General features: G+C 40.1%; 9 protein-coding genes and 2 pseudogenes. 1 reads left to right on the top strand and 10 read right to left on the bottom strand.

Annotated features, from left to right (window positions below):
* Nucleotides 1-112 precede the first annotated feature (112 nt).
* The 3 genes from glpK to J2Z48_RS05575 form a co-directional block, all read right to left on the bottom strand.
* Nucleotides 113-1606 (bottom strand): glycerol kinase GlpK, encoded by a 1494-nt coding sequence (glpK, locus tag J2Z48_RS05585; protein ID WP_307251645.1) that lies wholly within the window; start codon nucleotides 1604-1606, stop codon nucleotides 113-115.
* A gap of 52 nt (nucleotides 1607-1658) precedes the next feature.
* A complete protein-coding gene (locus J2Z48_RS05580; RefSeq protein WP_307251643.1) occupies nucleotides 1659-2369 on the bottom strand; it encodes an MIP/aquaporin family protein in 711 nt (236 codons plus the stop codon).
* Nucleotides 2370-2598: 229 nt separating this feature from the next.
* Complete coding sequence (locus tag J2Z48_RS05575) at nucleotides 2599-3159, bottom strand: glycerol-3-phosphate responsive antiterminator (RefSeq protein ID WP_307251803.1); 561 nt, start codon at nucleotides 3157-3159, stop codon at nucleotides 2599-2601.
* A 196-nt stretch (nucleotides 3160-3355) separates the two neighbouring features.
* On the opposite strand from J2Z48_RS05575, the gene J2Z48_RS05570 reads away from it, so the two are divergent.
* Complete coding sequence (locus J2Z48_RS05570; protein WP_307251641.1) at nucleotides 3356-4759, top strand: protein kinase domain-containing protein; 1404 nt, start codon at nucleotides 3356-3358, stop codon at nucleotides 4757-4759.
* A gap of 54 nt (nucleotides 4760-4813) precedes the next feature.
* Here the strand turns inward: J2Z48_RS05570 and J2Z48_RS05565 are convergent, their stop codons facing one another.
* From J2Z48_RS05565 to J2Z48_RS05535, 7 genes and pseudogenes are all read right to left on the bottom strand, one after another.
* Entirely contained in the window at nucleotides 4814-5494 is a 681-nt protein-coding gene (locus J2Z48_RS05565; protein WP_307251639.1) for a uracil-DNA glycosylase, read from the bottom strand.
* Between the two features lie 109 nt (nucleotides 5495-5603).
* The gene (locus J2Z48_RS05560; protein WP_307251638.1) at nucleotides 5604-6878 is read right to left on the bottom strand and encodes a M14 family metallopeptidase; all 1275 of its coding nucleotides are present in this window, start codon (nucleotides 6876-6878) and stop codon (nucleotides 5604-5606) included.
* Between the two features lie 210 nt (nucleotides 6879-7088).
* Complete coding sequence (aceA, locus tag J2Z48_RS05555; RefSeq protein ID WP_370872883.1) at nucleotides 7089-8369, bottom strand: isocitrate lyase; 1281 nt, start codon at nucleotides 8367-8369, stop codon at nucleotides 7089-7091.
* 22 nt (nucleotides 8370-8391) lie between these two features.
* Nucleotides 8392-9996: a malate synthase A gene (gene aceB, locus J2Z48_RS05550; RefSeq protein WP_370872882.1), complete on the bottom strand. Its 1605-nt coding sequence runs from the start codon at nucleotides 9994-9996 to the stop codon at nucleotides 8392-8394.
* Nucleotides 9997-10257: 261 nt separating this feature from the next.
* A pseudogene (locus tag J2Z48_RS05545) lies at nucleotides 10258-11871 on the bottom strand (S8 family peptidase).
* A 234-nt stretch (nucleotides 11872-12105) separates the two neighbouring features.
* Nucleotides 12106-12607: pseudogene (locus tag J2Z48_RS05540) on the bottom strand (IS6 family transposase); the annotation flags it as partial.
* Nucleotides 12608-13093: 486 nt separating this feature from the next.
* Nucleotides 13094-14011 (bottom strand): hypothetical protein, encoded by a 918-nt coding sequence (locus J2Z48_RS05535; protein WP_307251634.1) that lies wholly within the window; start codon nucleotides 14009-14011, stop codon nucleotides 13094-13096.
* Nucleotides 14012-14272: the final 261 nt, after the last annotated feature.

The raw sequence follows: 14272 nt of genomic DNA, 5'->3' as shown, positions 1-14272 counted from the left end.
CTCCCTTTTTCTCAAAAAGGAAAAACCACACTACCCTAACACATTGTGTTAGGGTGATGTGGTTGATCTCCTCGTCTCATCCATTTATTAACTTGTTCAATTCGTTCCGAAATTATTTAAATGTACGGGTAGAGCTTACAGCTTTTACCCAACCATTATACAGCGCGTCACGAGTTTTGTCATCCATATCAGATTCATAATCACGATCAACGTTCCAGTTTTCAGCAATTTCTTGCTTGTCTTTCCAGAATCCAACGGCAATCCCCGCGAGATAAGCAGCACCTAGCGCAGTTGTTTCTAGAACAACAGGTCGCTCAACTGGCACACCTAGGATATCACTTTGGAACTGCATTAAGAAGTTATTTGCAGTTGCTCCACCATCTACACGTAGTTTCTTCAATTCAATAGAAGAATCCGCTTCCATGGATGCTAATACATCTTTGGTTTGATAAGCAAGTGACTCTAGAGTTGCTCTTACTAAATGAGATTGATTGGTTCCTCTTGTTAAACCGAAGATTGCACCTCTTGCATCACTATCCCAATACGGAGTGCCAAGACCTACAAAAGCTGGTACTACGTATACGCCATCTGTAGAATCTACACGCGCGGCAAGTTCTTCTGTGTCACTTGCTGATTTGATCAATTGTAAGCCATCACGTAGCCATTGGATCGCAGAACCAGCCACGAAGATACTACCTTCTAATGCATATTCTACTTTGCCATCAATACCCCAAGCGATGGTTGTTAATAGACCGTGCTGAGAGCGAACCGCTTGCTCCCCTGTGTTCATTAGCATGAAACAACCAGTTCCGTAAGTGTTTTTCGCCATTCCTGGTTCAAAACAAGCTTGTCCGAATAGAGCTGCTTGCTGATCTCCAGCAATCCCTGCAATCGCGATCTCTTCGCCAAAGAACAAGGACTTCTCGGTCACTGTATATACTTCGGAGGAAGAACGAACTTCTGGAAGCATAGACTTCGGAACCGTTAAGATTTCAAGTAATTCATCATCCCACTGCAAATCATAGATATTGTACATAAGTGTACGAGAAGCGTTTGTATAGTCTGTTACATGTGCCTTGCGACCTGATAACTTCCATACTAACCAAGTATCAATCGTTCCAAATAATAGGTCGCCGTTTTCTGCTTTTTCTCTCGCACCTTCTACATTGTCCAAAATCCATTTTACTTTGGTTCCAGAGAAGTAAGCGTCAATTAGCAAACCTGTTTTATTGCGGAATAACTCATCATGACCTGCTGCTTTTAGCTCTTCGCAAATACCAGCTGTTTGTCTAGATTGCCATACAATCGCGTTGTAAACTGGCTCCCCAGTATTCTTATCCCAAACAACTGCGGTTTCTCTTTGGTTTGTAATCCCAATCGCAGCTACTTCATGCGCGGAAACAGGATGCTTAGCTAGGACTTCAGAGATAACGCTTTGTACAGATCCCCATATCTCCATCGCGTCGTGCTCAACCCAACCAGCTTGTGGAAAGATTTGTGTAAACTCCTTCTGCGCACTACCTAAAATCTTACCTTCTTTATCAAATAAGATCGCTCTAGAGCTTGTAGTTCCTTGGTCAATGGATAACACATATTTCTTTTCCAATACAAACACCTCATTTATCTGTATTTTAAGGGATGACTAGGCGTACTTTCTATTAAAGGACTGCTCCATATGCAACCGCTGCCAAGATTGCTCCGACAATCGGTCCAAGTACTGGAATCCATGCATATCCCCAATCAGAAGATCCTTTACCTGCGATTGGTAGAATCGCATGAGCAATACGAGGTCCTAAATCACGTGCTGGGTTAATTGCATATCCAGTTGTTCCACCGAGTGACATACCGATCGAAACGATTAAAAATGCTACCGCCATCGTTTGCAGTCCATCTGCAAAGACTAGGCCTTTTGCTCCAAATGCTAGTAGTACGAAAACAAGAACGAATGTACCAATTGCTTCACTTATAAAGTTAGCAAACGGACTTCTGATAGCAGGACCTGTAGAGAATACTGCTAATTTATCTGCCGGACTTTGTGTTTCCTTCCAGTGTGGCAAGTAATGCAACCATACAAGAACGGCTCCTAAAATAGCTCCAATCATTTGAGCTGCAATCATCGAGCCCACTTTTGCCCATGCTAGCTTTCCAGCTACTGCAAAACCAATTGTTAGAGCAGGATTTAGATAAGCCCCACTGTAGTGACCTACCATGTAAGCTGCCAGCATTACGGCAAATCCCCAACCAAACGTAATTACGATCCAGCCCGAATTTTGGGCTTTCGATTTGTTTAAGACTACTCCCGCTACTACCCCGTTTCCTAAAAGGACTAGAAGCATGGTACCGATTAATTCTGCTACAAAAATAGACATTTGAGATGCCTCCCTAGTATTTGGTAGTGATGAGATGAATGAAAAAGACAAATTATTTAAACATCAGAACGAAAGAAAAAAGACCCACTAAAAAACCCTTCACCCTTCTTCATTCAGAAGCAGAAGACTTTCCGTGACTCTCCTCATCTCATCACTACTACTATTAACTTGTGAAAACGATTTCATGGACTTATGATAAATGATTATCATGTCGATGACAAGCCTTTATTTAGAATTTTATTTTCCAAAGTTTCTCACTTGACGTTGTCGCCGCAACAGCACCTGCTTGAATCGCTTGCCTAACTTCGTCTTCTGTCCGAATTAGCCCCCCTGCTAATGCGGGTATACCTGTATGTTCCACAACTTCACGGATAATATGTGGCATAATTCCAGGTAAAACTTCAACAAAGTCAGGTTTAAACGATTCAAGTAAACGATAACTTGTATTTAAAGCATGAGCATCCAAGAGAAAAACCCGCTGAATCGCGATCAGTGATTTCTTTTTGGCAACACTTACAACAGGGGTCCGAGTTGAAATAAGTCCAGCAGGTCGAATGGTTTGACAAATAAACTCAGCAGCGTACTCATCACTACGCAATCCCTGCACTAAATCCACATGCAACAATACTTTTTTCTTATGTTGATTCGCTAAATTCATTAATGCTTGCAATTGAGCAACATGACTATCAAGGAGAATAATATATTCAAAGTTCGTCTTCATCAGTCTCTCAAATTGCTTAATATTCTTCGCAGCAGGAAGAATTTTTTGGTTTTTAAAGTGATGATTCATCATTTCCTCCGAAATTTATAGATATATTCATAATTTCGCCTATGTAATAGGATAAAATACATCATTTCTGTACGAAATTGATTTTCTTTTTTGTTTGTTAAACAAACTAGTTTTAATATATTTGTATAAAATGACCATTCATTTTCATGGTATCATATCTACATATAAAACAGATTTCCTGAAAGGAATTAAAGAGATGGAAATAGGTCATAAATTAGACAACCGATATGAGCTGGTGGAACAGATTGGTGGCGGTGGAATGGCCACTGTATACAAAGCGATTGATTTAGTATTAGAACGTTTTGTTGCTGTAAAAATCTTAAATCACTCGTTGTTAGATGATCAAGTATTTGTAAATCGCTTTGTTTTCGAGGCGCGTGCCACCGCCAAACTCTCACATCCACATGTGGTTAAGGTGTTTGATGCTGGAGTAGACGATCAAAATTACTATATAGTAATGGAACATGTGGAAGGACAAACATTAAAACAATACATCTCTCAGCATGGTCCTCTAGAGGAAACGGAAGCTGTACATATTATGAGACAAATTTGCCTTGGACTTGCCCATGCCCATAATCAAGGAATCATCCATAGAGATATTAAACCCCAAAACATTATCTACTCTACTGAGGATGCTACCTATAAAGTGGCAGACTTCGGAATATCTCGTGTTATGCAAGAGACAAACTCCTTTACACAAACAGGGAAAGTAGTTGGCTCTGTTCATTATATGTCACCGGAGCAAATTACTGAGCAACCAGTCAGCTTTGCCACTGATCTATATTCATTAGGAGTTGTATTCTTCGAACTCCTAGCAGGACGACCTCCTTATCGTGCTAAAGAAATGGTTATGGTTGCTCTCCAACATATTAATGACCCAGTCCCAGATCTCAAAAAATACAATGCTGTTATTTCTGATAGAAGCATTCAAGTTATCACGAAATTACTTGATAAAAATCCAGACAACCGATATCAAAGCATAGGGGATCTACTAGATGAATTAGATGGCCTATTGCCTACTGGGCATCAAAAACTACAAACTAGGGACCTTCGATCTCCAAAAAAACTGAAGAAATATGATCGTAAGTGGTTTACATTTCTTCTTTTTCTGTTAGGAATCATCATTATTGGCATTATCGTGATAATTGGATACTCATCGTTCTCAAACCAAGCATCAACGCCACAAAAAAAAGAACAACCATCCACTAATCATCCAGTGAACACAGAAGATCAAAAAATACCCAGGTGGAAAAAAGAAGAACCTAAGTATTTTATAAATGACGTATTCCTAAAGCACTCTGTAACAGGATCGAATGGGAATTATACTGTAAAATTAAAGATATCTCAAAAGCTAGCTCGTCCAGCCATCTACTACAATGTATATGTAGTTGGAAAAACTACCTCGGATATAATTATTACTCGGAAAAAGGTCCCTATTCAATTGAAATCAAACACAAAAGATACCGATATAACATTTTCAGTTAATATATCCAAATCTCAAATTCCTCCAGAGGGCATTTTTAAAATTGAGATTTTTTGGTTAGATGATGAAAATGATTACCGTAGAGACCGAATCGAAAACTTGTTAGAGAAGTTTTAGAGGATAACAAAGCCAATTCATTTTCATCAGAATTGGCTTTTGTTTTTTGGTTTCCTACTCGATCACAGGAATAGACCAATCGATTGGATTCATTTGATTTTCTTGTAAAAAGCGGTTGATATGGGAAAATGGCTTAGATCCAAAAAAGCCGCCTCTTGCCGATAATGGACTTGGATGAACAGATTCTAAAATCAGATGATGTTGCCCGGTAATCAGCTTCTTTTTTGTTTGAGCAGGTTTCCCCCATAATACAAACACAACTGGTTGCTCTCGCTCATTACATTTTTGGATAACAGCATCCGTAAATCGTTCCCAGCCCATTTTCTTATGTGCGAGTGGCGTACTTTCTCTCACTGTTAAAATCGTATTCAATAAAAGAACTCCTTGACGCGCCCACGACTCTAAGTACCCGTGATTCGGAGCGGAAATGCCTAGATCTGATTCGAGTTCCTTATAAATATTTTTTAACGAAGGAGGCGTCTTAATCCCAGGTTGAACCGAAAAGCTTAAACCATGAGCTTGTCCAGCTCCGTGATATGGATCTTGACCTAAAATGATGACCTTGGTGTCAGCAAACGAAGTAAGCTGAAAAGCGGAAAATAAATCTTCCTCCTTAGGATATATAGTAGATGTCTTTCTCTCTTCCTCTACTTTCGAGAGCAATTGCGTGAATTCATCATTATGTATAACATCAGCTAATACTTGATCCCAATCATTTTCAAAATATATTTTCATTAATATAATCTCTCTTTTCTATGCTGTCATATATATTCATAATAAATCGAACAAGTGTTTCTGTAAATAGAGAAACTGCATCCATAAGAAGGATACAGCTTCTCGCTTGTTATTTTTTAGATGGACATGATTTTCCAATCACAGAGTAAGGACAAGCCGCTTTATCTGCTAGATAGAGAACAGCCGCTTTATTACGAGATGTTTCTTTGGCAATTGCCTCGTCAGGAGGATAAAATCCTGGGAAAGAGCTTTTTGGGTACATTTCAAAAGTAAAAGCAAATATCTTATGAGCCCCATAAGCCCAGTCTGTCATCTCTCCATCCGCTATATACAACTCACTTGATTGTTGCGGAGTATATCCATTTGTACCAGCCATTGCTTTCGCCATGGTTTCAAATACATTGTGATCATCTTGCGTCATATCGCTTGGAACCTCAGCATACGTGTAGCCGTATGGATACAAAATAAGCTCACTATACGTATGGAACGTAATCAATGCCTTGATTTGTTGCTTTCCACCTACTACTCGACTGTTGATAAAGTCACGCATTGCCGCAGTCTCAGGAGCAGAAAACGCTGATGGTCCGCGATACGTTTCACTTGATTTAGATCCACTAGATCCTCCGCAACAACCCCATTTGTAGCCGTAGTTCCGATTCAAATCCGTTCCCACATAAGAGCTTCCAGAATTGGGCTGACGGTTTTTGCGCCAATAGTTATAGCTACCCGTGGCAATATCATACTCTCCACCATCTGGATTCACATTGAAAACAATATAGATCTCACGTCCATTTACAAGGTCTGTAATTTGCTTGTTGCTTCCATATTCCTTCGTAAATAGGTCAAGTGTATACAATGCCATCTCAACCGTTAGATGCTCTCTTGCATGATGCAGGGAAGTATAAAGTACTTCAGGTTCATTTTCATCTGTTCGTACATTGTCACTAATTTTTACTGCCCATAACTCTCTGCCTTGATAGGAACGACCAATGCTAAGTTTCTGCACGATATTAGGATAGGCGAGTGCCGCAGCGTCGATTTTAGCAACCATTTCATTGTAATTGTGATAGCCTGAATCAGATGAGGGAAAATCCTCTGGATAGAAATTTACTTCTTCTTTCACAGTAAATCCTTTTTGCTTGATGCTTTTTATCTCTTGAGGGGTCGCCACTACTTTTACATAATCAGCACCCACCTCTTCAATCGCAACACCTGTAGAAGATACAGCTGTTCGTTGCTCCTTCGTTTTCACATTGGATACCTTGTAAAACTTTGTTCCCAATTCAAAAGTAGTTGGGCTTTTACTTTGGCTGAAACCAAGTACCGGAAAACAGGCAACGATCAACACAACAATGGACACTAGGGAAAGCCATTTTTTATTCATGCTATACACCCTCCTCATTATTTTGAATAAAAACTGTTGATACCAGAAGACTTCTCCCCCTTCTTTACATATTCGACATAAAACATAAACAACCTTTCGAAAAATAACAATAATCTGATAATTAATGGAATTATTATTCTGTATGGACAAAAAAAAGAACAGCTCGATACAAAGCGATCGGCTGTTCTGTTATTAGACAAGCTGTACTATTTAGGCAGAAAACTGCTCTTCCTCTGTTGACCCTGATAAAGCAGTAGTCGACGAGGTGCCTCCCGAAATAACCATTGAAACCTCATCAAAATAACCTGTTCCTACCTCACGTTGATGGCGCGTTGCGGAATAACCTAGCCGTTCTGCTGCAAATTCCTCCTCTTGTAATTCAGAGTAAGCCGCCATACCCTGTTCGCTATACCCTTTTGCTAATTGGAACATACTATGGTTCAAGCTATGGAAGCCTGCGAGTGTAACAAACTGGAATTTATAACCCATATTACCAAGCTCCTCTTGAAACTTCGCAATCGTAGCATCATCTAATTTTTTCTTCCAGTTAAAAGATGGAGAACAATTGTATGCTAGGAATTTCCCAGGGAATTTCGCATGAATTGCCTCTGCAAACTGTCTAGCTTCTTCTAGATTCGGCTCTGAAGTCTCACACCAGATCAAATCCGCGTAAGGCGCATATGCAAGCCCCCGAGAAATAGCCGTTTGTAGACCTGGGCGAATTCGGAAAAATCCTTCTGGAGTACGCTCTCCCGTTAAGAACTCTGCATCACGAGGGTCAATATCGCTGGTTAACAACTCTGCCGCATTTGCATCTGTACGTGCAATGATAATAGTCGGTACACCCATAACATCCGCCGCTAAACGTGCTGATACTAAATTACGAACTGCATGTGCTGTCGGGATCAGTACCTTACCACCTAGATGACCACATTTCTTTTCAGATGCCAATTGATCTTCAAAATGAACGCCCGCCGCACCTGCTTCAATCATGCCTTTCATTAATTCAAATACATTTAGCGGTCCTCCAAAACCTGCTTCTGCATCCGCTACAATCGGCGCAAACCAATACCGCTCACTTTTTCCCTCTACATGCTCTACTTGGTCAGCACGTTGCAATGCTTGATTGATGCGTTTGACAACGGAAGGAACCGAGTTGGCCGGATATAAGCTTTGATCTGGATACATATGGCCAGATAAGTTTGCATCCGCCGCTACTTGCCATCCACTTAAATAGATCGCCTTTAAACCGGCTTTCACTTGTTGAACAGCCTGATTCCCAGTTAGTGCACCCAGTGCACGGACAAATGGGTCCTGATGCATAAGCTCCCATAAGCGTTCAGCGCCTTTCTGTGCAAGCGTATGCTCGATCACTAGCGATCCACGAAGTTTTAGTACCTCTTCCGCCTGATAGGGACGCACAATTCCATTCCAACGAGGATTTAATTCCCACTCTTGTTTAAGTAATGTAAGTTGATCTTGAAATGTCACGATCATCCACTCCTTTTTATCATTAGGTTAAAATGTCATAAGCCGGTATCGTTAAGAACTCTTCAAACTCATCTTTACGTGTAAGCTCCGAAAACAACTGAGTTGCTTCTTGAAAACGACTTTGGATATATCGCTCTTCGCCTATTTCCACTTTTAACTTCAGCAACTCTTCCTGGAGTAGATCTTGAAATAACTCAGCTGTTACTTTTCGACCATCTTCAAGCACACCTTTTTCATGACGAATCCACTGCCAAACTTGTGCTCTCGAGATTTCAGCAGTTGCAACATCTTCCATCAAATAATTAAGAGCTACCGCTCCAAAACCTCGCAACCACGCTTCTAGATATTGAACACCCACTCGAATATTCATGCGTAACCCTTCTTCGGTGATCGTACCTTCAGGCACAGCAAGTAAATCACTAGCGGAAACTTCTACATCAGGTCGCTGTTTGGAGGTTTGATTTGGAGCTGGCATTATTCGGTCAAATACTTCCATCGCAATGGGAACTAAAGCGGGATGAGCCACCCATGTTCCATCATGTCCGTCAGATGCTTCTCTTTCTTTATCGACTTTTACCTTATCCATCGCTTCTTGATGTAGCTCTGGATTTCCCTTAACAGGAATTTGCGCCGCCATTCCACCAATCGCAGGAGCATTTCTTCGATGGCACGTTTTCACCGTTAATAAGGTATAAGCCCTCATAAAAGGAACCGTCATCGTAACCTGAGATCTATCTGGTAGGACGACTTCGGGTTGCTTGGATAACTTCTTAATGTAGCTGAAGATATAATCCCATCTTCCACAATTCAATCCAGCTGAATGCTCCCGTAATTCATATAAAATCTCATCCATTTCAAATGCAGCCAAAATCGTTTCAATTAACACAGTTGCTTTAATCGTGCCTTGTGGAATCTTCATATAATCTTGAGCAAATACAAATACATCATTCCAAAGCCTAGCCTCCAGATGACTTTCCAACTTAGGTAAGTAAAAATAAGGACCCGTACCGCGTGCGAGCAATTCTTGAGCGTTATGATAAAAATAAAGTCCAAAATCAAATAAACTAGCAGGGATTGGTTTTTCATCAACAAGAAAATGCTTTTCATCAAGGTGCCATCCTCGCGGACGTACGAGCAAAACAGCCGTTTTTTCCTTCAATCTATACTCTTTGCCAACCTCATTTACAAAATCAATCTGACGACGAATCGCATCTCGAAGATGGATCTGCCCTTGTATGCAGTTCTCCCAACTCGGGGAATTCGAATCTTCCAGATCCGCCATGAAGACTTTGGCTCCAGAATTAAGCGCATTGATAACCATCTTCCGATCACTCGCGGGTCCCGTAATCTCGACACGGCGATCTAGCAAATCCTCGGGTAACGAAGCGATGGTCCAATCACTTTCCCGAATACTTTGGGTTTCAGGTAGAAAATCGGGCAGAACTCCTTGATCCATTTCTGTCTGACGGCCTATCCTGTTATACATCAGTTCATCCCTGCGTTGTCTGAAACATTTTGCTAACTCCACAAGAAATGAAATAGCACTTGGAGTTAAGATCTGATGCCCCGATTCACTACACTCCCCTAAAATCGTTACTTTATCTGGAACCAAAAACTCTTGATTCAACTAAACTCCCCCTCTATCCAACAAAGAACTTACTGTTGTATAACAATATTGCCTTTTTCATAATCTATACTAACACAGTTTTCTGTTATATAACAATATGTATTTTGAAAATTATTTGTTACCTTATTTTTGTAAAAATGTGATAACTAGCTGTTTTTTGTTTTCTTCTGTTTTTCGCACCAGAACTCTTGATGATAGGCTCTAAGCCACCAAGTTAAGTCGACCTTCCTCCTATTTCCATCATCTTTGGTGTAGCGAAGCTCAACATGGATGACTTGAGGGGGATGCAACACAACCGTCTTTGGAACTTACTAATGCGATATAGGGAATGTTTATTTGTTCCTTCTCTTTTGTTAGCTGAATAATGCCAATATGTTTATTCATGACAAGAGAGGTGTTTACTTTTAATTTCACAGGAACTACCACCGTCTCATGTGCAGGTATTGTGATAGAATCAGGCATGTGAACTGTTGCTTTTCCCTCTAATAATTGATTTTTCGTAGTGAAAGTCTGAGTTAGATTGGATACATTTTTGATCTTTAAGTGTTGTGTAATGGTTTGGGTCCCAGTATGAGACTTTAAGAGCTCAAAGCTCAGATTGTTCATTAATGGTAGTATCTCTGCCTTCAAAGCTTTATCGATATCTACTAGTCCCGATCCTTGCGCTAGGGGGGTTACAATCCGGTTCTGTCGATCCTCAATCAGTCTAGCTGTACTCGTTAAGGCTGCGCGGATTTCAGCGGGAGACCAGTCTGGATGTTTTTGCTTTATTAATGCTATGGCTCCAGTTATATTTGGAGCTGCCATACTAGTTCCTGTCATCATAGCGTATCCCTTTTTAGTAATTTGGATATCCCAGCCTATAGGAGTATTGGTTACGTTCCGTGGAAATGTACTTTCAATATTTACTCCGGGAGCAGAGATATCCGGCTTAATTTGCTATGACTCTACGGTAGGACCATGAGAACTGCTGAAATATATTCGTTCTTCACTATCATGTGAAATAGTAATAATTTTTTGTTCTTTGGCTGCTTTCTCTAGTATTTGTATTTCTTTCTTTGTAATTATAGATAGAGGGATCTTAAAGGCGGGAGCTTTGTTTTTATTGTTTGATTGAATACCTTGCTTCTCTGATCGGTCGTCTTCATCTGCAACAAGCATTGCTACTACCTCTTTTTTGTGAAGTTCCTGTAATAGAGCTTCATTCATGTTATTCACATTATCCAATATCACTATTTTATTTTTTAGATCCTCTTTTTGAATAGCCTCTAAAGTTAGAGCTGATAAATCCACAATCGGATATTTCCCTGGTTTGGGTGCCGGAGAGTATATTCCTCTGTACTGAATGTCTTGTTGTATACCAGGGGCACTGAGTAAAATTTGGCTAATTCCCCGTTGTTTTAAATTTCCTACGCTAATCACCTCAGGTGCACTGGACAAATAATTTACTGTCCATAAGTCAGGTCCACTATTTCCATTCGCAACAACGACAGGAATACTTTTATTGATTGCTCTTTGAGCTGCTTGACGTGCATCCTCTTCTCCTTCCATTGATATATTGATTACTTGAGCCCCATCGGCGATTGCCCGATCAATTGCTTTCGGAATACTTTTCCCATCCCCTACACGATAAACTAAAAGTGAGACATCTGGAGCTGTCTTCTTAACAATCCCGGCTACATGAGTTCCGTGTCCATTCGTATCTTGTGGGTCGTGGTCGTTCTCTATGAAATCATATCCTTTTAGATAATTTTTCTTTAAATCAGGATGCTCTCGATCAATTCCAGAATCAATTATCGCTACCTTTACCCCTTTTCCTGTATATTGTTGAGGTATAGATGTATTTTTTACTTCAGCATGACTATAAGAGCTCATACAAGTTACTGTCATTATGAAACTAAGAGATGCAATAATACTTTTTTTCATTGTTATAATCATTCCTTTCGCTTCGCTCAAGGTACAAAATGAGATAAACTCGCTTTATTTGAGCAAATTTTATATTATTCTAAATGGTTCTGGTGCGAAAAACAGAAGAAAACAAAAAAACAGCTAGTTATCCTCCATGAAAGGAAGCCTAATCTCCCAGATTGAAAAGGTTCTGTATGAAATTTACTTCTTCAGAGACAGAGGGACTAGAGATTGAATCAGAAAGTAGGTAGTTCGAAAGGATTGTAACCCCATCATGAACCGCATTTTCCTTTTGATAAATCGGTGATCCTGTTCGATCCGGTTATTTCAAATGCTCAATCGCGGGAGGGTTCGCCTTATTTCCATCGATTACAATAACACGTGGAATCGGATTGTGAGGAGAGAGTAAAGCTTTATGAAAGCATCGTTTGGCTGCTTTGTGATCTCACTTTCTACTCAAGAGGAAGTTCACTGTGTTTCCTGCGGAATCAACTGAACGGTATAGATAAACCCACTCCCCTTCTACCTTCAAATAGGTCTCATCAACTCTCCATGATCCATTCGTAAGCTTTAAAAATCGACGGAGTCGCTTTTCTAACTCTGGTCCGTATTCATGTACCCATCTCATGATTGTGGTATGAGAGATCGATAAGCCCCTCTCGTCCATCATTTCAGATAGATTTCGTAAGCTTTTCCCATATTGATTGGCTCCTCTAAAATCGTAATTTCTTTATGTTTATGACTACATTCACCAATTTACAGGAATAAAACCTTACATACTATAGATTTATCTTAACGGAGTCTTACTCTTATGTAAGGACAAATAATTTAAGTACATCTATAAGTATAAGTCGCGAGAGGAAGTCAAGAGTGTCTTCCCTCCTGGACCTTGTCTTGTGTCGGGGCTGTCCCATTATCCGATCTAATTTCCAGTATTTTACGAAGTGGCGGCAAAATAGCCGCTCCCTACCGCTACCCCTAGAATTGATCCAGCTAGGCAAGTAAATAATCGAATTTTCGGACTTCAAAGAGCAGAATGACTCTCATAATGAGACGAAACTGATCATGTTGCAAAAGGGAAAACAAGAAGTTGCGGATATTTCTTTCCATTTAGATCTTGATGATGTTCGCTCCCTCTACCCCTATATAAAACAAACCTACCCATCGAGAGAGGGCAGGTTTGATGATCTTACTTTACAGCAGTAAAATCCGAAATAGAATGATTTTGTGCAAAGTTGGTGAGCTCAAATCCATAGAGGAAGTTCTGATCCTTTTGTAATGCTTGCCACTGGAGACTTAATACTTTCCCAGCAGTAAACTCTTTACCGTCTACCATCCCACGCTGATTGGTTTTCTGGTCAATGGTTGGATATAATGGGATGATCTTATCTCCCTCTTTCACTTTACGAAGGTTCCGATCAGGCACACCTGTTTTCGGATCAACCCCACCCCATGCACCTAAAACGTCATACGTATTCGCTTGCTTGTTGTGGAGGACGACTAACTCCATTTTTTCACCATTTACCTTAACTGGTATTACATAAGTCGCTTGCTGAGCTGTCTGATTGGTGACGAACATTGGGACCATCTGTCCAGATAACATCGGCCAATCTTGATTCCACTGTCCTTTGATGATACCTGTTTTCTCGTCCAACTTCACATGATTCTGGTCTGTACCGAGAACACGAATTTTACTGGTAGATCCTGCTTCATATTGTCCTACAATCCCTTTCACATTTACCAATGAAGAAGCATCTTCAGGGCTTACTTTCACTTCAAAACCTGTAGTGTCTTGATTCATCATAGATTTTTTTAGAGATAGTTTCTCCGATTTGATGCCCTTTTCCTTGCCCAACAATCGATCCACATACCCCTTGATAAACTGTTCGTATGATTCGGAGAAGTTATTTTCATCGTACTTCACAGCATTGGATCTAAAGCTCGGACGATCCTTTGATGGAAAGTAGATTGATAATCCATTTGCCCGCGGATTCCCCAAGCTATTGATGTTATAAATCACTGATTTTTTGACTGAACTGATTAATTCCTTTGATTCTGTAGGGTACAGAGAAGATAATTCATCCGCTAAATCAGCAACATCCACCATATCTGAACTCCTTTGGCCGTAATCTTCTGACCGAAAGCGAGCTTTTGCAATAGCCTTCAAACCTTCTTCATTATTAGCTTACAAATGTGTAATCCATCTGTTATGGAGTTCGATAGAATCAACTCGTCTATGGTGTAAAAATAGAAGAAAATGAAACAATAAGACAGACATAGACAAGGATTAAAATAATTGTGTTAGAACTGAGAAAAGTATGCAAAATCTACAAAGGTGCCGATCAACAAGAGGTTTTTTAAATGTACT

Source organism: Croceifilum oryzae, from assembly GCF_030814315.1.
Lineage (GTDB): Bacteria > Bacillota > Bacilli > Thermoactinomycetales > Thermoactinomycetaceae > Baia > Baia oryzae.
This window is presented reverse-complemented; position numbering and strand designations above follow the sequence as displayed.

Coding starts and splice junctions, on each gene's coding strand:
- J2Z48_RS05560 (WP_307251638.1), bottom strand. CDS start 6,878: ATGAATAAAAAATGGCTTTCCCTAGTGTCCATTGTTGTGTTGATCGTT.
- J2Z48_RS05580 (WP_307251643.1), bottom strand. CDS start 2,369: ATGTCTATTTTTGTAGCAGAATTAATCGGTACCATGCTTCTAGTCCTT.
- J2Z48_RS05565 (WP_307251639.1), bottom strand. CDS start 5,494: ATGAAAATATATTTTGAAAATGATTGGGATCAAGTATTAGCTGATGTT.
- J2Z48_RS05570 (WP_307251641.1), top strand. CDS start 3,356: ATGGAAATAGGTCATAAATTAGACAACCGATATGAGCTGGTGGAACAG.
- J2Z48_RS05535 (WP_307251634.1), bottom strand. CDS start 14,011: ATGGTGGATGTTGCTGATTTAGCGGATGAATTATCTTCTCTGTACCCT.
- J2Z48_RS05575 (WP_307251803.1), bottom strand. CDS start 3,159: ATGAATCATCACTTTAAAAACCAAAAAATTCTTCCTGCTGCGAAGAAT.